The organism is Timonella sp. A28 (assembly GCF_051200815.1).
Taxonomy (GTDB): domain Bacteria; phylum Actinomycetota; class Actinomycetes; order Actinomycetales; family Cellulomonadaceae; genus Timonella.
The window spans coordinates 871,128-888,309 of sequence record NZ_CP195159.1; the positions used below are offsets into that span (position 1 = coordinate 871,128).

Annotated in this window: 18 protein-coding genes; 8 read left to right on the forward strand and 10 right to left on the reverse strand. The window is 52.0% G+C overall.

Translation table 11 applies throughout. From position 1 onward, the window contains the following. Positions 1 to 50: 50 nt before the first annotated feature. The 3 genes from ACR9EC_RS04170 to ctaC are packed head-to-tail and all read right to left on the reverse strand — an operon-like array spanning position 51 to position 3,002. Complete coding sequence (locus tag ACR9EC_RS04170; RefSeq protein ID WP_435300246.1) at positions 51 to 452, reverse strand: cytochrome c oxidase subunit 4; 402 nt, start codon at positions 450 to 452, stop codon at positions 51 to 53. Beyond that, complete coding sequence (ctaD, locus tag ACR9EC_RS04175) at positions 442 to 2,148, reverse strand: aa3-type cytochrome oxidase subunit I (protein ID WP_435300247.1); 1,707 nt, start codon at positions 2,146 to 2,148, stop codon at positions 442 to 444. The genes ACR9EC_RS04170 and ctaD overlap by 11 nt, the downstream gene beginning before the upstream one ends. Then, complete coding sequence (gene ctaC, locus ACR9EC_RS04180; protein WP_435300248.1) at positions 2,148 to 3,002, reverse strand: aa3-type cytochrome oxidase subunit II; 855 nt, start codon at positions 3,000 to 3,002, stop codon at positions 2,148 to 2,150. Before ctaC ends, ctaD begins: the two co-directional genes overlap by 1 nt. Positions 3,003 to 3,290: 288 nt before the next feature. On the opposite strand from ctaC, the gene ACR9EC_RS04185 reads away from it, so the two are divergent. Both ACR9EC_RS04185 and ACR9EC_RS04190 read left to right on the forward strand, forming a co-directional pair. After that, entirely contained in the window at positions 3,291 to 4,466 is a 1,176-nt protein-coding gene (locus tag ACR9EC_RS04185) for a cysteine desulfurase family protein (RefSeq protein WP_435300249.1), read from the forward strand. Beyond that, positions 4,463 to 4,699 (forward strand): sulfurtransferase TusA family protein, encoded by a 237-nt coding sequence (locus ACR9EC_RS04190; protein WP_435300250.1) that lies wholly within the window; start codon positions 4,463 to 4,465, stop codon positions 4,697 to 4,699. Before ACR9EC_RS04185 ends, ACR9EC_RS04190 begins: the two co-directional genes overlap by 4 nt. 91 nt (positions 4,700 to 4,790) lie before the next feature. On the opposite strand, the gene ACR9EC_RS04195 is transcribed toward ACR9EC_RS04190, so the two are convergent. After that, positions 4,791 to 5,141, reverse strand: coding sequence for a HesB/IscA family protein (locus tag ACR9EC_RS04195; protein ID WP_435300251.1), 351 nt, complete (start codon positions 5,139 to 5,141; stop codon positions 4,791 to 4,793). A gap of 159 nt (positions 5,142 to 5,300) precedes the next feature. After that, positions 5,301 to 6,404, reverse strand: coding sequence for a glycerate kinase (locus ACR9EC_RS04200; protein ID WP_435300252.1), 1,104 nt, complete (start codon positions 6,402 to 6,404; stop codon positions 5,301 to 5,303). A gap of 62 nt (positions 6,405 to 6,466) precedes the next feature. Here ACR9EC_RS04200 and nadA point away from each other — a divergent pair, with 62 nt between their 5' ends. Beyond that, a complete protein-coding gene (gene nadA, locus ACR9EC_RS04205; RefSeq protein ID WP_435300253.1) occupies positions 6,467 to 7,669 on the forward strand; it encodes a quinolinate synthase NadA in 1,203 nt (400 codons plus the stop codon). 81 nt (positions 7,670 to 7,750) lie between these two features. Then, entirely contained in the window at positions 7,751 to 8,293 is a 543-nt protein-coding gene (locus ACR9EC_RS04210) for an acyl-CoA thioesterase (RefSeq protein ID WP_435300254.1), read from the forward strand. Between the two features lie 61 nt (positions 8,294 to 8,354). On the opposite strand, the gene ACR9EC_RS04215 is transcribed toward ACR9EC_RS04210, so the two are convergent. Then, positions 8,355 to 9,695 (reverse strand): dipeptidase, encoded by a 1,341-nt coding sequence (locus ACR9EC_RS04215; RefSeq protein ID WP_435300255.1) that lies wholly within the window; start codon positions 9,693 to 9,695, stop codon positions 8,355 to 8,357. 73 nt (positions 9,696 to 9,768) lie between these two features. On the opposite strand from ACR9EC_RS04215, the gene ACR9EC_RS04220 reads away from it, so the two are divergent. Then, positions 9,769 to 10,392: a DUF3043 domain-containing protein gene (locus ACR9EC_RS04220; RefSeq protein WP_435300256.1), complete on the forward strand. Its 624-nt coding sequence runs from the start codon at positions 9,769 to 9,771 to the stop codon at positions 10,390 to 10,392. Positions 10,393 to 10,484: 92 nt separating this feature from the next. Beyond that, a complete protein-coding gene (locus ACR9EC_RS04225) occupies positions 10,485 to 11,486 on the forward strand; it encodes an aldo/keto reductase family protein (RefSeq protein ID WP_435300257.1) in 1,002 nt (333 codons plus the stop codon). 73 nt (positions 11,487 to 11,559) lie between these two features. Here ACR9EC_RS04225 and ACR9EC_RS04230 read toward each other — a convergent pair whose 3' ends face one another. The 3 genes from ACR9EC_RS04230 to ACR9EC_RS04240 form a co-directional block, all read right to left on the reverse strand. Beyond that, a complete protein-coding gene (locus tag ACR9EC_RS04230; protein ID WP_435300258.1) occupies positions 11,560 to 12,588 on the reverse strand; it encodes a quinone-dependent dihydroorotate dehydrogenase in 1,029 nt (342 codons plus the stop codon). 49 nt (positions 12,589 to 12,637) lie between these two features. Beyond that, positions 12,638 to 13,162, reverse strand: coding sequence for a hypothetical protein (locus ACR9EC_RS04235; RefSeq protein ID WP_435300259.1), 525 nt, complete (start codon positions 13,160 to 13,162; stop codon positions 12,638 to 12,640). A gap of 83 nt (positions 13,163 to 13,245) precedes the next feature. Next, positions 13,246 to 13,512: a hypothetical protein gene (locus ACR9EC_RS04240; protein WP_435300260.1), complete on the reverse strand. Its 267-nt coding sequence runs from the start codon at positions 13,510 to 13,512 to the stop codon at positions 13,246 to 13,248. Between the two features lie 146 nt (positions 13,513 to 13,658). Between ACR9EC_RS04240 and ACR9EC_RS04245 the strand changes: the two genes are divergently transcribed. Next, positions 13,659 to 15,134: a leucyl aminopeptidase gene (locus ACR9EC_RS04245; RefSeq protein ID WP_435300261.1), complete on the forward strand. Its 1,476-nt coding sequence runs from the start codon at positions 13,659 to 13,661 to the stop codon at positions 15,132 to 15,134. A 66-nt stretch (positions 15,135 to 15,200) separates the two neighbouring features. Here the strand turns inward: ACR9EC_RS04245 and ACR9EC_RS04250 are convergent, their stop codons facing one another. Further along, positions 15,201 to 15,551 carry an oxidoreductase gene (locus ACR9EC_RS04250; RefSeq protein ID WP_435300262.1) on the reverse strand — a complete coding sequence of 117 codons (351 nt, stop codon included), beginning with the start codon at positions 15,549 to 15,551 and terminating at the stop codon, positions 15,201 to 15,203. Between the two features lie 223 nt (positions 15,552 to 15,774). Between ACR9EC_RS04250 and lpdA the strand changes: the two genes are divergently transcribed. Beyond that, positions 15,775 to 17,160 carry a dihydrolipoyl dehydrogenase gene (gene lpdA / locus ACR9EC_RS04255; protein ID WP_435300263.1) on the forward strand — a complete coding sequence of 462 codons (1,386 nt, stop codon included), beginning with the start codon at positions 15,775 to 15,777 and terminating at the stop codon, positions 17,158 to 17,160. Positions 17,161 to 17,182: the final 22 nt, after the last annotated feature.

Here is a 17,182-nt window from a genome sequence, read left to right on the forward strand (position 1 = left end):
AAGAAGAAGGCCGGACACTTACAGTGTCCGGCCTTCTTCATGCTGAAGAGTCAGTGTGCGTGGTTTCCGCGTGAGTATTCAAACACCCAGCCGACGAGTGCAATAACTGCAAGCACTGCACCAATACCGAAGATCCACCAGCCAAGTGCTAGCCCTAAGAAGGCAACCGCTGCCGCGCCAGCAAGCACGACAGGCCACCAGCTCCATGGGGAAAAGAATCCCATAGAGCCCGCACCTTGAGAGATTTCTCCATCTGGATCGTCTTCAGGACGTGCATCAATCTTTTTGGCTGTTGCATGCAGGTACCAGCCAACCATGACTACGAGACCAGCTGTAAGCAACAGACATACAACTCCAACTGGTTCGTTCCAGTCTGTGACAAGACCATAAACGACAGCGACCACAAGGAAGAATGGGGTCAGGAGATTGAAGAGGTTAGCCTCAATTTTCATTTTTCATTCCCCGTTCCTGAAGAGCTCCAACCGGTACAGACACACCGTGATCGAATGCTGCCACTTCTGGGTGGTGCAAGTCGAATGCTGGACGCTCAGAGCGAATACGTGGCAGCGATGTGAAGTTGTGGCGTGGAGGTGGGCAGGACGTAGCCCATTCGAGAGATCCACCGAAGCCCCATGGGTCATCTACCTCAACCTTAGGCGCGTTACGCCAGGTAATGTAGACGTTCCACAAGAATGGAAGCGTTGAAGCGGCAGTCAAGAATGCACCTACTGTCGAAACCTGGTTCATAAAGGTGAACCCATCTTCAGGCAGGTAATCTGCGTAACGACGTGCCATACCGTCCACACCAAGAACGTGCTGAATGAGGAAGGTCATGTGGAAGCCGATGAAGAGCAACCAGAAGTGAATCTTTCCTAGACGTTCGTTGAGCATACGGCCCGTGAACTTTGGCCACCAGAAGTAGAATCCGGCGAACATAGCTAGTACAACGGTTCCGAACACAACGTAGTGGAAGTGCGCTACAACAAAGTATGAATCTGAGAGCTGGAAGTCGAGAGCAGGGCTCGACAAAATAACACCTGTCAGACCACCGAAGAGGAAGGTTACGAGGAACCCGATTGACCACAGCATTGGTGTTTCAAAGGAAAGTTTTCCTCGCCACATGGTGCCAATCCAGTTAAAGAACTTCACACCAGTTGGCACTGCAATAAGCATGGTCATGAATGCGAAGAATGGCAGCAGAACAGCGCCGGTAACGTACATGTGGTGTGCCCACACTGTTACAGACAATGCCGCGATTGCGATTGTCGCGTAGATCAAGCCCTTGTAACCAAAGATTGGTTTCCTTGAGAAAACAGGGAAGATTTCAGAGACGATACCGAAGAACGGCAACGCAATGATGTACACCTCAGGGTGCCCGAAGAACCAGAACAAGTGCTGCCAAAGAATGGCGCCACCGTTTTCTGGGTTGAAGATCTGAGCGCCAAGACGACGGTCTGCACCAAGCGCGAACAGAGCTGATGCGAGTGGCGGGAACGCCATAAGGATCAACAGCGAGGTGACCAGCGTGTTCCACGTAAAGATAGGCATACGGAACATGGTCATGCCTGGTGCACGCATGGTGATGATGGTGGTGATGAAGTTTACTCCACCAAGAATGGTTCCAAAACCACCCATTGCAAGACCAAATACCCACAGGTCTCCACCAGCACCTGGGCTGTATGTTGCGCTAGACAATGGTGCATAGGCAAACCATCCGAAGGACGCTGCACCCTGTGGGGTAAAGAATCCTGCACAGGCGATGATTCCACCGAAGAGGAACAGCCAGAACGCGAACGCGTTCAGACGAGGGAATGCTACGTCAGGTGCACCGATCTGAAGCGGAACAAGAACGTTTGCGAATCCTGCAAATAGTGGTGTTGCAAAAAGCAGAAGCATAATTGTGCCGTGCATTGTGAACAGCTGGTTGTACTGTTCGTAGCTTTGCACAATTTGGATGCCGGGTTCAAAAAGTTCAGCGCGGATAACGAGGGCCATGAGGCCACCGATGCTGAAGAAGATGAAGGATGCGATCAGGTACATGTACCCGATTGTTTTGTGATCAGTTGAAGTGACCCACTTTACGAAAGTGCGGCCAAGTGTTTGCCGGTTGGCAGACAGTCCAGGTACGTATTCGTTAGTAGCACCCATCAGTTGTCACTCCCCTCAGTGCTTGAAGTTACAGATGGGTAGCGGTTGAGATCGTCGCCGAGGCGGCCGGTTTGACCCTTCTCTGCGAGCTTCGCCATTTCAGCCTCGTATACGTCGCGGCTTACTACCTTGACGTTAAAGAGCATGCCTGAGTGGAACTCACCGCAGAGTTCAGCACATTTTCCTGCATACACGCCTTCACGCAGTGGCTTTACTTGCCATGTGTTTGTGCGGCCAGGAATCAGGTCCATTTTGTCTAGGAACGCTGGAATCCAGAAAGAGTGGTTGACATCGCGTGACACGAGCGTGAACTCAATGGTCTCGTTAACCGGCAGGTACAAGTCTGGAAGGTCTTTATGTGTTCCAGGGGCGCCTAGTGAGCCTTCGAGTTCACCAACATTCGCAATGTGGGTGCCAGTTTCATAAACATTGTTGGAGAGGTAGTTGAAGTCCCAGCTCCATTGCTTTCCATACACTTCAATTTCCACATCTGGGGTTGCAGATGTGTCACGGATCGCTTCCATGTCGCGTTGAGTGTAGAAGAACAACACACCCACCATGACGATTGGGACGACGGTGTAAAGAATCTCTAGCGGGAGGTGGTATCGCGTCTGCACAGGCAGCTTGTTATCGCCTTTTTTCTTACGGTATGCAATAACGCACCAAATAGTTAGCCCCCACACGAGGACTCCGACTATAAGTGCTGCGATCCACGATCCAACCCAAAGATTGGTGATTCGGTCAGTCATGTTTGTTACAGGGCCGTCGTCGTACCCTGGTAAAAATCCACGCTTGACCTCTGCTGAACATCCTGAAACAGTAAGCGCAATAAGGCCTGCTGTGGCTACCAGCAAGCCTTTCTTCTGCACACTGCTAATTGGCTTTTGCGAGCGCAAAGGGGGGCCTTTCACTTCACGTCCTGGTGTCTGCGTTTGCGGGGCAGCACACAGGACCTTCGTCCTCGTTACTGTAAGCGTATCGCGCATTACCCCAAGTCGAGGAATCAGATCAAAGTTTTCCGTGTGACAATTGCCGCAGAGCCATTTCTTGGTAACAGAACTTGTCTCGTTGTCAGTATCTTGTGTCGAATATGACGCAGGGCGCTAATTTTTCACATCCGTTGCGTTGTAAAGGAACTAGTTTTGTCTTCGAATTCCACTTCTACTGCCGAGGCCGGAATAGTTTCACAAGACCGGGTGAACTTTGATGCAGGTGGAAACTCTCGAATTACTGCGTTGGGACGTACGGCCTACCTGCAGGCGCTTGATGAAGGTTGGGCGGACTATCGTCGGCTACATCATGAGGGCCGCACTGCACGGATGCTTTTTAATGGCGCACGGGAAACTGTTGCTTCGATTTTAGGTGTTCACACTGATGAGGTGTGGTTTGCGCCTTCAGCGACAGAAGCTTTGCATTCTGTCATTGGGGCTGTGGGGGCAGGTCGGCGCAGGGTCGGCAATAAGGTTGTTGCTACTCGTATTGAGCGCTCTGCTGTGTTGAATGCTTTAGATTATTTTGGCCTAGAGCGCACACATGTTCCTGTCGATCATGTTGGACATCTTGATCTGGATGTTTTTGAACGCAGCCTGCTTGACGAGGGTACTTCTTTCACTGTTGTCCAGCATGCGAACCATGAAATAGCGACTGTCCACCCTGTGGACGAATTGCTGGAGAAGGCGCAACGCGCACGAGTTCCTTTTGTCATTGATGGCACGTCGTCCCTCGGTCACATTGCCGCACCTGAAGGCCGTTGGGATGCACTTGTTGGAAATTCTGCCGACTGGGGTTCAGGACCGGGCATTGGAGTTCTTGCGCTGAGACAGCGCACTCGCACCCGTGCTGTGTGGCCTGAAGACCAAGATCGTTGGTTCCCCGGTGGCACCCAATTACCTGCTATTTTTGCTGCCGCGGTTTGCTTACAAGAGGCTGTATCTACACAAGAGCAGCGCCGGGTAGAACAGTTCGAATACATTGACATGATTCGTCGTGCGGTGGCGCGTATTCCTGATGTTGAGGTTGTCGGTGACCCTATATACAGGCTCCCCCACGCCGTATCTTTTTCGTGTTTATACGTTGATGGTGAGGCGCTTACCTCAGAACTTGACCGTCTTGGTTTTGCTGTTGGTTCTGGTTCAGCCTGCACGACTGCAACCCTTGAACCAAGCCATGTGTTAGCTGAGTTGGGTGTTCTCACGCATGGAAATGTGAGGATCTCGTTGGATTGGGATGTTACTCAACAAGACGTTGAACGTTTTATTACGGTATTCCCACAAGCTGTCGCATCTGTTCGCGCCATGATGGGAGTCACTGGTTTATGAGTGCACATACGGTTGATGCGCGGGGGCTGCGCTGCCCAATTCCGATCATTCGGCTTGCGCAGTTGGCTGCTCAACTATCTGCTGGGGACACAATTGACATTGTGGCGTCCGATCCTGCCGCAGAATTCGATGTTCCTGCCTGGTGCCGTATGAAAGGCAAACAGTGTTCACCACCGTCCATCAGTACTGACAATGAAGGACGCTGGCAGGTCGCTTTTACTGTCGTGTGTTGACTGTGTGTCCGCGATATGCGGACGTGAACGTACGCAAAGGGCGGTAACTCAATCGTGTGACTGAGTTACCGCCCTTTACGTATGTGTGTGGTTACGCGAATGATCCTCCGCAGGCGCATCCTTCTCCTGCGTTCGGGTTATCAATCGTAAAGCCTTGCTTTTCGATAGTGTCAGCAAAATCGATGGTTGCGCCTTCAAGGTAAGGAACGCTCATCTTGTCGACGACTACTTCAACTCCGTCGTAGTCACGTAATGCGTCGCCGTCTAGGACTCGCTCATCAAAGTACAGCTGGTAGATGAGACCTGAGCAGCCCCCTGGCTGAACTGCAACGCGCAGGCGTAAGTCGTCACGGCCTTCCTGTTCGAGCAGGCTCTTTACTTTTGCTGCTGCGAAATCTGTCAGTAATACACCGTGAGTTGCAATATCAGTTGCTTCGCTCATCGTTCTTCTCCATCGCGTTCAAAGATGTGGGGCGGTTCTGTCTGCATAGGTATGACATATCAGAACCCTGCATAATCGTAACGATGTGCATCGCCACGTTATTCCAACCTCTCAAGCGTAATACCGTGGGGCTTGTTCAGTCACACTCTGCGATTTAGATCACCGAGTAAGTGACCACGATCGAGCGATACGTTGCGTTGTTTCTTCAAGTGTTCCGCTGTCATGCACAACGTACGTTGATGAAATCCCTGCTGCTGCGAGTTCACGTGTACTCATAACCTGTTCATACGTCAGTGCGACAACAGGAAGAGCATGTTTTTGCGCATATGGAATGAGCACTCCCCCAATGCTGCGTGCGAATGTGCGTCCGTCTAAGGTGTGCTGGAAAACCACCACAAGATCTGCCTCTGCAATGTGTTGTGAAAAGTCGCATACAGCGCTGAACGCTTGCGCCGCAGGTAAGGCTCGTGCGCCAGCAGCTAAAAGCGCAAAGCCAACTCCTCCCCCTAATCCAGCTGCGTCATGCCGCGCTAGATCCTTTACATCGTGTGCGTTCATGGCAGAGTTACGAACCTGCAACCTATGAATAGAGTGCGTGTGTGCTGAAGTGTGCACCGGTGAAGTTTCAGCAAGATTGTTTTCACTCATGCTCACGTATTGACGCACTCTGTAATGAAAACTCGACACTTCTGCTTCTTCTTCTTGAGCGGTTGTCGCGTCTCGGTGCCCCTCAAGCGACGCCATCGCAGACATGCCATGCATACCCAACAGCGGCAGGCTATCGTCATGCAACACGACCACATCGATGGCACGTATACGTTCTGCAAGCGCATTCACGCTGTGCACGTATTCTTCAGGTGTGTGTACGCGGCTGATGGACTCGTCCTCATGGGTTTCTTGCATCCTGCGTAAAAAATCTTTCCCCATGTCAGGGGTCGCATAACGCGGCAATGAAAGAAAAATACGCGACACACCAGTTTTCAGAGCCTGCGTGAAGGTGTCAGCAAAAGCGGCAATCCACTGCGTCGAACCATTTTCATGAGGTTCATACGCTACAAGAGTGGTGTCGTGAAGCAGCGGGGCTGTCATCGGATTGTCTTTCAGTTCCGCCCATGTTTCACGCATGTGGTGAGCCGACGACGGCACAGGTAAAGCCGCAATGTCGTCATGCGGCGCATGCTTGCGCCACCCGTTCATAATCAACTCTGATTCGTAAGGAGAGGCCAACACATCATCATGTTCGGCGGCAACAAAGACACGCATGTACACACTCTAACGAGTGGACGGCCCACAAAAGGATTCTGCACCTATGGGAAGATAGGACTGTGACAACTTCACTTGGTAGCACTTTTGTAGAACCACGTCAGTCCTCCGCGTTACTCCTCCTAGGTCAAAACAAAGACCTCAATTCAGAACGCGGTGTTGAATGTTCCGGCGCTTTGCCTGCCGCAAGCGACCCCGACCTCGTTGAGCGTGCGCGCGCAGCACGCGCTGCTTTAGGCGAACGCGCTTTCATCCTCGGGCACCATTATCAACGTGACGAAGTTATTGACTTTGCAGACGTTACCGGCGACTCATTCAAACTTGCGCGTGAAGCGGCGGCACGGCCTGAAGCCGAATACATTATTTTCTGCGGCGTGCACTTCATGGCCGAAAGCGCAGACATCCTTACCTCTGATGCACAAAAAGTCATCCTCCCTGATCTCGCAGCAGGATGCTCCATGGCAGATATGGCAGTCATCTCACAAGTAGAAGACGCCTGGGACGACCTCCACGACGCTGGAATCGCAGAAAAAACCATTCCAGTTACCTACATGAACTCCTCGGCCGCGATTAAAGCGTTCACTGGACGAAACAACGGCACAGTGTGCACCTCGTCAAACGCTGAGGTTGCTTTGCGTTGGGCTTTCGATCAAGTTGGAGGCCTTGAGTCTGACGGAAAAATCTTATTCTTGCCAGACCAACACTTAGGCCGCAACACTGCCGTTGAAAAGCTAGGGCTCTCACTCGACGACTGTGTCGTATACGACCCACGCAAACCTCTAGGTGGCCTTACCAAAGACGAACTTTCCGCAGCACGCATGATCCTATGGCGTGGGCACTGCTCAGTGCACGGTCGATTCTCGCTGCAAAACGTCCTCGATATTCGCGAAGCCGTACCGGGGGTCAATGTGATTGCCCACCCAGAATGCAAAAACGAAGTTATTGCAGCGTCGGATCATGTAGGTTCTACCGAATACATCATCAAAGCATTAGACAATGCTGAACCGGGGTCCTCATGGGCGATCGGCACTGAGTTGAACTTGGTTCGTCGCCTAGCAAACGCACACCCAGACAAAAACATTCACTACCTCGACTCCACGGTGTGCTTCTGTTCCACAATGAACCGAATCGATCTACCGCACCTCGTGTGGGCGATGGAATCACTTGCTGCTGGCCGAGAAATCAACCACATAGTTGTTGATGAAGACGATGCGCATTGGGCGAAGGTCGCACTCGATCAAATGCTGGCGCTACCGGGGATTTAGCGATTTCCTACAATTTTTGTGCACAGGCTACTGCGAGTTTTGCAGACAACATCTCAGAAAACTCGTAGTAGCCTGAAGTGCGTGACACGCCAAACAAATCTTGCGATCGCAACGTATCTTCCGCGTAAGCCCCGACCGGGCTTCACCATTATGGATACGTCAATCACAACGACCCGCGTCCGCCCTGGCGATTTAGACATCTACTATCACGTAAACAACGCGGTTTACTTGAACATGATGGATGCTGCCCGCGCCAATTTTTTAGCGGACTGCAATGGGCTAAAAAGCCTCAACAAACTCGGATGGTATCCCGTTGTTGCAGCCTCAACCATTAAATACAAGTCCAGCTTGCTCTTGGGGAACCGCGTAGAAATTTCTACGCGAGTGCATGGCTGGGATCCACGCGTTGCCTATCTAGAACAGATAATCCGGCACGACGACAAAATCGTGACCGAAGCGATTGTCGCCGCGCGTTTCCTTGTACGAGGCGGCGGAAAAGTTCCCGCCCCACACGTCGTAGAACTACTAGGCGGGCCTCAAGACAGCCCTGCCTTGCCTGATCATGTTGTGCAGTGGGCTCAAGCCGTCGACGTGTATTACCGCGAAACACCACAGTCCCACTAACAACCTGAACATGCTTGAGGGGGTACGCGACATCAGTCACGTACCCCCTCAATTACATGCTCTATTTACGCAAACCGTCGAGCAACAACGCCTCAGCGAGTACTACTTTATGCAGTTCTTGCAGATCAACTGACTCATTTGCGCCGTGTGCACGAGAGTCTGGGTCTTCAACACCAGTGACCAAGATTTCCGCATCAGGGAAGGCTTCACGCAAATCAGCAATAAATGGAATTGAACCACCGATTCCGATATCCACTGATTCCACACCCCACGCTTCCGCAAAAGCAGCGCGCGCAGTCACCATCGCAGGGGTATCTTCACCTGCAAAAAACGCTTGTCCGAGCTCACCGTCATGCACTGTGATGCGCGCGCCAAACGGTGCATGCGTGACGAGGTGGTTACGCAATGCATCAAGCGCAGCCTGCGGGTCTTGCCCCGGTGCAATACGCAACGACAATTTGGCGCTTGCTTTCGGAACAATCGTGTTCGACGACAAAGCAACCGTTGGAGCGTCGATGCCAATAACTGACAATGCAGGTTTCGTCCATAACCGTGCAGTCAAAGGTCCGGTTCCAGCTAATGTCACTGAATCCAACACGCCAGCGTCAGCACGCAGCTCAGCTTCGTCGTAATCAACGGTTGGTTGTGGGCCGTGTACCAGACCTGCTACTGCAACGTCACCGTTCTCGTCATGCAAGGTAGCGATCAATCGAGACAGCACCGTCAGTGAGTCAAGAACAGGACCACCAAAAAGCCCCGAGTGCACTGCATGTGAAAGGACTTCAACATCAACAACACAGTCCACAAGACCACGAAGTGAAGTAGTAAGCGCTGGAACTCCAACTTTCCAGTTTGCCGAATCGGCTACAACAATAGCGTCAGCGCGCAAGTCTTCATGGAATTCGTTTAAGAACTGCGTGAAATATGGTGAACCGATTTCCTCTTCACCTTCAATGAATACAGTGACGCCGATGCCTAGGTCGTTGCCTAAAACACGTAGCGCTCCAAGGTGCGCAATAATTCCGGCTTTGTCATCTGCAGCGCCACGTCCATACAAGCGTCCGTTGCGTTCAGTAGGTTCAAAAGGCTCTGATTCCCATTCGCTTGCATCGCCTGGGGGCTGCACGTCGTGGTGGGCGTACAGCAGTATTGTGGGTTGACCCTCAGGTGCGGGGATCCGCGCAATAATTGCTGGCTTGCTGCCACCGGAAGTAACTACTCTTACGTCATCGATTCCTTCTGCACGGAACAACTGTGCGACCGCTTGTGCACTTGTGTCCATATGCGTCTGGTCAAACGCTGGTGCAGAAACACTAGGGATCCGGACCAAAGATTCTAAATCTGCACGTAAAGCAGGGAAGAGTTCACGAACTTTTTCAAAATATTGTTGCTTTTGGCTCACTCTTTAAGGGTACTCGGTTTACCCGGATGCGAAACCGAACATTTCCACTTCAGAACTCAACTATCATGTATACGTGAGTCCTCTGAAAAAGTCCCCGAAAGAGTCAGCTGCTACGCCAAGCGACACCACCGCAACGGATAGCCAAGCAGTTGAAACAGCCGCCAATGCTAGCGGTAAAAAAGGACGTCCCACACCTACTCGAGCGGAAGCAGAAGCCGCCAGGAAACGTCCTCTCGTACCTGAAGACCGTCGCGCTGCAGCTAAAGCTGCTCGGGCAAAAGCACGCGAAATGCGCGATGCTGAATATCAGGCCATGAAAAACGGTGACGAGTCAAAGATGCCGTACCGTGACCGTGGACCCGTAAAAAAATACATTCGTGACTTTGTTGATGCCCGCAGAAACCTTGGAGAATACTTCCTTTTCCTCGCGTTGCTGTTCTTGTTTGCCACATTGTTTACCAGCCAGTTGAAAGCGTACGCGGTGCTTCCAGTGCTGCTCATGTACGTCGTTGTGATTATCACCGTCATTGATGGCTTCATTTTGTGGCGTCAGCTTAAAAAACGTTTGGTCGCAAAATTTGGTAACGAGGTGCTCAACACGCGTGGGCTCATGATGTATTCCGTCATGCGTGCCTTCCAGTTCCGTCGTGGTCGCCTTCCTAAACCGATGGTGAAGCATGGGGAATACCCTCACTAAAACCACCACGTTAGGGGTGTATGCCGTACACGGCATACACCCCTTTCTTGTAGGTCGACTCGAAAAGTTCAGGGGTGGCATACCCTTAAGAGATGCAACATACATACCTTGGAAAAAGTGGCCTGAAAATCTCCCGCATCATTTACGGAAACTGGATCACCCACGGTTCAACCGTTGAAAATGAGATGGCACAACGTTGTGTCAATGCAGCATTAGACGCTGGAATCACTACATTCGATACTGCTGACACGTATGCAAACACCAAAGCAGAAGTTGTTTTGGGTGAAGCTCTTAAAGGTCAACGCCGTGAATCCCTAGAAATCCTCACAAAGGTGTACTGGCCGACCGGTCCGATGGGGCCAAACGACTCAGGTTTGTCACGCAAACACATTATGGAGTCCATTAACGGTTCCCTTTCACGTTTGGGCACAGACTATGTTGACCTGTACCAGGCACACCGCTACGACGTGTCTACCCCTCTTGAAGAAACAATGCTTGCTTTCGCCGACATTGTTCGACAAGGCAAAGCGCTCTACATTGGGGTGTCGGAATGGACCGCGGATCAGATCCGTGCGGCACACGCGTATTCAAAGGAACTTGGCTTCCAACTCATTTCGAGCCAGCCTCAGTACAACATGCTGTGGCGTGTCATTGAAGACGAGGTTGTTCCTACGTCCGCCGAACTGGGACTGTCACAAATTGTGTGGTCTCCTCTGGCACAGGGAATCTTGACTGGTAAGTATCTGCCAGGTCAGGAATATCCTGCCGGTTCACGCGCAACCCTTGATTCTGCGTCACGTTTCATTCGAGCCGCAATGAATGATGACGTCCTTACTCGCGTGCAAAACCTGCGTCCAATTGCCGACGAGCTAGATGTTTCCCTTGCCCAGCTTGGTGTCGCATGGGTGCTACAAAACGACAATGTTGCTGCAGCGATTATCGGTGCATCGCGTCCAGAACAAGTCGAAGAAAACGTCAAAGCCAGCGAAGTTGTAATCCCTGCAGATGCGATGGCTCGCATTGATGAAATTCTTGGCGACACTGTTGAACGTAACCCTGCTAAAACTTTGGAAGACCAGCCTGGTGAACGCTAAATAGTTCATTGCTGAATACACGTGTGGGCGGAAACGATCATCGTTTCCGCCCACACGTTCTTTACTTCTGAACCTACTTATTCAACAGTTTTTTGTTGATTCGACGTGCCCACAATGGGCCTTCGTAAATGAAGCCCGTATACCCTTGCACAAGGTTTGCTCCCGCGTCGATGTACCGTTGCGCGTCCTCGCCGGTGGTAATTCCGCCTACACCGATGATGACGGAGTCTGCTCCCAAAGCTGAGCGCAGAAGACCCACAACCTCAAGCCCGCGTTCAAGTTCTGGTTTTCCAGATAGGCCACCTGGACCCAAGTCGTGGTTAATGGTTGTGTTCACGGCAGCCACACCATCAAGTTCAAGATCGCGGGCGAGACCAGCCACCGCTTGGATGTCTTCGTCTGCTAAATCTGGGGCGATCTTTACCAACAAAGGAACTCGAGGTAATCCTTTATCGGTGGTTGATTCGTCTGCAGCTTTTCGTACTGCTTCCAAGATAGGACGCAACGCGTCAACGCTTTGCAGATCACGCAGCCCTGGAGTGTTTGGGGATGACACGTTTACGACAAGATAGTCTGCGTAGGGTGCAAGAAGTCGGGCACTAAACGCATAATCTTCGGCGGCTTGGTCTGCTGGAGTAACTTTTGTTTTTCCGATGTTCACACCAACAAAAACAGAACGACCCTTTTTAGAAGCACGTAGTTTGGCTAGTTCACGGGCGGCAGCCTGAGCACCTTCATTGTTGAAGCCCATGCGATTACGTAAACCGCCGATGCCGATCTCACGCCACATGCGCGGTTTTTCGTTTCCAGGTTGTGCTTGAGCTGTAACGGTTCCAATCTCAACAAACCCGAACCCTAACATTGTGAGCCCGCGTACTGCCCGCGCGTCCTTGTCGAAACCACCAGCTAAACCGAAAGGAGCTGGAACTCGTCGACCAAAAACTTCTACGCCTTGTCCTTGCAAGTATGGTGCGATTGCGCCCTCAATGACGCCGCTCACAAAAGGAATTTTTCCAGCAACACTAATTCCCGTGTATACGAGATGGTGCGCCTGCTCCGGATCCATTTTTGAGAAAACATTCTTAAAAATGAACTTGTACATGTGTATGCCTTCCGTAAGTTTTAAGCGACGATCGTATGACGGGGGTGCACTACTCGGCGTTACCGTGTTCAACAGTATGTTGTTCGCCATGGTGGCGGGTACGCCACAACCACAACATCCCAACAAACGGCAAAATCAGCGGAATGTAGCCGTATCCTTGACCGAATTGCGACCACACTGTTTTATCGGGGAACCACCCTTGCACAGCTAAACTCGACAGCCCAACACCAACCACGCCGACTGCTTCGAACAGTACGGCAGCCCACGCAACTTTACGCCACGGTGGTGTTCCTATCGCTAGGGCAAAAGTCGCAATCACATAAATGATTCCGGCAAGTAACGACAAACTATAAGCTAACGGCGCTTCTGATCCGTGGTCGAGTAACTGCCATGATCCACGCGCGGTAGCTGCGATCGCCAAGATCGCGTACACGGCAACAAGTAAGCGGCCAAACCCGCGACCAGAGTTTGTGCCTGACTCGACCGCGTTTTGTGTTTCTAACCGATCAGTCAACCGGCTTTTCCACGATGTTTCGTTACTGCTTTCGGCGCGTTCAGGTTGATCGTGCGACATGTTTTCTTTTTCCACCACAATCTAAAATATCAAGCGCAAGCAACCACATCTGGCGCATGCTCTTCGCCACACCTAAACGGCGCTCAACCCCACAACTGAATTAATCGGAATTGCAAGAAGATCACCGTAAAAGCAGCAATCAACAACACTACAGAACTCCACTTTGTACGTTCCGCGAAAGCCCATAGTGCGGCGGCGGGAAGGATCACCAAAATGGTAAAGACGTATCCCCAAAATTCCCACGGTTCAATGTCACGGTGTTGGTTAAGGAGCACAACTGCAGAAGTCACAGCTTGAATAATTAAGAGGGCTTCAACCACACCAGCAGCAAAAAGTTGCTTCAAAATCACAGGTCGATCTTTCATCACAAAAAGAGCCGACCACCCTAGGACAAAAGCCGCAGAGCTAAACACCAAAACACTCAAGACCAGAAACACGTTCTTGAGATTACCTGACCGAGGCTTCAGTTTCCCAACCTCATGGGTAAGATCGAATGGTGGCTGAACTAACCTTTACAACAAAAGATCTGAAAACAATCAAGGCTGACGTGCTGGTTCTCGGTGTCGAGTCGGTAGACTCCACCCCCGCAATCGTCGGTCCAGACAACTTCGACGCCAAAAGCGTTGCACACCTCGACCTCACCGCCCTTGGCGCAAGCGCCAAAGCTGACAGCGTCATTCGCGTACCCGCACCAGACGCCTTCGCAGCTAAAACACTTGTACTAGTCGGCCTAGGTGACAACCACTACGGACGCGAAGAACAACTACGTCGCGCAGCAGGCTCAGCAGCCCGCACCCTCGCTGACGTAAAAACCGTTGCAATCGCTCTTCCAACACAGGAAGAAACCGAAGTAACAGCAATCGCTGAAGGCGCACTCTTCGGTGCCTACGCTTTCCGCACCTACCGCACTGGAAAAGCCGCAACCACTGGCGCACCAGTAGCATCCTTCGAAATCGTGTCACCGCTCGCAGGTCAAACAGCAGTGAAAAAGGGTGGCGCACGCGCTGAAATCCTCGCCGCTGCCGTGCACTCCACCCGTGACCTCGTCAACACTGCACCAAACGACCTCTACCCAGCAGCATTTGCCGACATCGCAAAAGCACGCGCTAAAGGAACCGGCGTCAAAGTAACAGTGCTCGACGAAAAAGCACTCACCGCTGGTGGATACGGTGGTCTTCTCGGAGTTGGGCAAGGATCAAGCCGCGGCCCACGCCTCGTCAAGCTCTCCTACAACCCACCACGTGCAAAGAAAAAAATTGCACTCGTAGGTAAAGGCATCACCTTCGACACCGGTGGAATCTCCATCAAACCGGCTGCCGGCATGGAAGCGATGAAGAGTGACATGGCTGGTGCTGCTGCTGTACTCAACACAGTTATCGCTGCAGCGAAACTAGGCCTTGGCGTCTCCGTAACCGGATACCTCTGCCTTGCTGAAAACATGCCTTCAGGAACCGCAACCCGCCCATCCGACGTGTTGACCATCCGCGGCGGAAAAACCGTTGAAGTACTCAACACCGACGCTGAAGGACGCCTCGTCCTTGCTGATGGACTCGTCTCCGCGGTAGAAGACGGCGCCGAACTCATCTTCGACATCGCCACTCTCACCGGTGCACAAATGGTTGCACTCGGAAACCGCGTATCTGCGGTTATGGGAACAGACGGAGCAGTCGCAGACGTTCTCGAAGGCGCACAAGAAGCCGGAGAATCTTTCTGGCACATGCCACTACCTGAAGAACTACGCCCAACACTTGACTCCCAAGTAGCTGACCTCGCAAACATGGGACAACGTTGGGGTGGCATGCTCGTGGCCGGTCACTTCCTCAAAGAATTCACCGACGGACGCCCATGGGCGCACCTCGACATTGCAGGACCGTCCTTCAACGAATCCGCACCATTCGGATACACCCACAAGGGCGGAACAGGGCACGGTGTTCGCACACTCCTAAGCGTGCTAGAAAACAGCGCACAATAGACGCTCACACCAATATATAAAAAGGGTGGACACCATTACTGTTGTCCACCCTTTTTATATGCATGATTATCGACGCTTATGTGCAGAGTTCCACTCACGCATCCGCTGCGGATACCCCGTAAAGTTCACGTCATACACAGGTATGCCCAACTCTTGCGCGATCTTGCGTGCATCAGCGGCAGAAGGTACCCGACGTCGTGTCCACTCCCCCGTCGTCGCAATAAGCAAAATAGATACCGGCTCATTCGAGTTCGGCGGCTCAATATACGCTTCAACACCAACGCGTGTCCTCGTGAACTTTTCCAAATGCTCAAACGTAGCTCGTCGTCGGTCGCTGCCCCGACCAGATTCAGGCGCGCCCGCAGATGCTGACAGTGTGTGTGAGTCAGAACGAAAAAGGCGACTGAAAAAACCCATGCTGGAAGAATACCGCGCCAACCACCAAAAAAATGGTTGACGCTAAATCCGCTCTACGTGAACAGAGAAATCACGACCAAACAGGCTTTCTCGTCGTGAAAACTAGATTTGTCTCAAGAATCACACGTGACGAGCACGGATAAGTGCATTTTCCACTTTGGCAACGGCGACCTTAATGACAAGATGGAACAGTATCCATACCCCTTGCGTTAAGGAGCAGACCGTGGCCGAAACCCCCGGCACCGACTTCGACATTGTCGTCTTGGGCGGAGGAAGCGGTGGTTATGCCACTGCACTCCGCGCTGCACAGCTCGGACAAAACGTTGCACTAATCGAAGCAGACAAGCTCGGTGGAACGTGCCTCCACTACGGCTGTGTCCCGACCAAGGCTCTTCTGCACGCTGCAGAAGTTGCTGACAACGTTCGTGAAGGACACCAGTTCGGTGTCAACGCGACATTCAACGGCATCGACATGTCAGGTGTCAACAACTACAAGTCTGGTGTGATCTCCGGCTTGTACAAGGGCCTCCAAGGGCTCGTAAAATCCCGCAAGATCACGTTGATCGAAGGCTACGGAAAACTCGTTGCACACAACGCAATCGAGGTAAACGGTCAGCGCATCACCGGTAAGCACATTGTGCTCGCCACCGGATCATACTCACGCTCACTCCCAAGCTTAGCAATCGAAGGTCGCGTCATGACCTCCGAGCACGCTCTCGCCATGGAACACGTTCCAGGTTCGGCCATCATCCTTGGTGGCGGTGTCATCGGTTCAGAGTTCGCATCCGTATGGAAGTCATTCGGCGCCGACGTCACAATCATTGAAGGTCTGCCACACCTCGTACCAAACGAGGACGAAGCAATCTCAAAGAACCTTGAGCGTGCATTCCGCAAGCGTGGAATCAAGTTCAACCTAGGCGATCGTTTCGCTAGCGTCACCCAAGACGCTAACGGCGTACACGTCACCCTCGAATCAGGCAAAACCTTTGACGCAGAGTACCTCCTCGTCGCGATCGGCCGTGGTCCGCGCACCGCCGACCTAGGCTACGAAGTACAGGGCATCACGCTTGACCGTGGGTTCGTTATTGTTGACGAAAAGCTGCACACCGGTGTTGGAAACATTTGGGCTGTCGGCGACATCGTGCCAGGCCTGCAACTCGCACACCGCGGGTTCCAGCAAGGTATCTTCGTTGCAGAACAAATCATGGGACTTAACCCACAACCAATCGTTGAATCTGGTATCCCACGTGTCACCTACTCCGAACCAGAAATTGGTTCAGTTGGTATCACTGAAGCACAAGCCAAAGAAACTTATGGCGCAGACAACGTCGAAACCATCGAATACAACCTTGCTGGAAACGGTAAGTCCAAGATCCTCAACACACAAGGATTCATCAAGCTGGTCCGCCAAAAAGATGGCCCTGTGGTTGGTGTACACATGATTGGTGCTCGAGTCGGTGAACTCATCGGTGAAGGCCAACTTATTGTGAACTGGGAAGCATACCCAGAGGATGTTGCTCCGCTTATCCACGCCCACCCAACTCAGAATGAGGCTCTTGGCGAGGCGTTCTTGTCTCTCGCTGGCAAGCCACTTCACGCCCACAACTAATAGGTTTTCAGTCTTTTTGAAA

Excerpts from the sequence above, each read along its gene's own strand:
- ctaD (WP_435300247.1), bottom strand. The coding sequence starts at position 2,148 with ATGGGTGCTACTAACGAATACGTACCTGGACTGTCTGCCAACCGGCAA.
- ACR9EC_RS04225 (WP_435300257.1), top strand. The coding sequence starts at position 10,485 with ATGCAACATACATACCTTGGAAAAAGTGGCCTGAAAATCTCCCGCATC.
- ACR9EC_RS04170 (WP_435300246.1), bottom strand. The coding sequence starts at position 452 with ATGAAAATTGAGGCTAACCTCTTCAATCTCCTGACCCCATTCTTCCTT.
- ACR9EC_RS04235 (WP_435300259.1), bottom strand. The coding sequence starts at position 13,162 with ATGTCGCACGATCAACCTGAACGCGCCGAAAGCAGTAACGAAACATCG.
- ACR9EC_RS04190 (WP_435300250.1), top strand. The coding sequence starts at position 4,463 with ATGAGTGCACATACGGTTGATGCGCGGGGGCTGCGCTGCCCAATTCCG.
- ACR9EC_RS04250 (WP_435300262.1), bottom strand. The coding sequence starts at position 15,551 with ATGGGTTTTTTCAGTCGCCTTTTTCGTTCTGACTCACACACACTGTCA.
- ACR9EC_RS04230 (WP_435300258.1), bottom strand. The coding sequence starts at position 12,588 with ATGTACAAGTTCATTTTTAAGAATGTTTTCTCAAAAATGGATCCGGAG.
- ACR9EC_RS04200 (WP_435300252.1), bottom strand. The coding sequence starts at position 6,404 with ATGCGTGTCTTTGTTGCCGCCGAACATGATGATGTGTTGGCCTCTCCT.
- ACR9EC_RS04195 (WP_435300251.1), bottom strand. The coding sequence starts at position 5,141 with ATGAGCGAAGCAACTGATATTGCAACTCACGGTGTATTACTGACAGAT.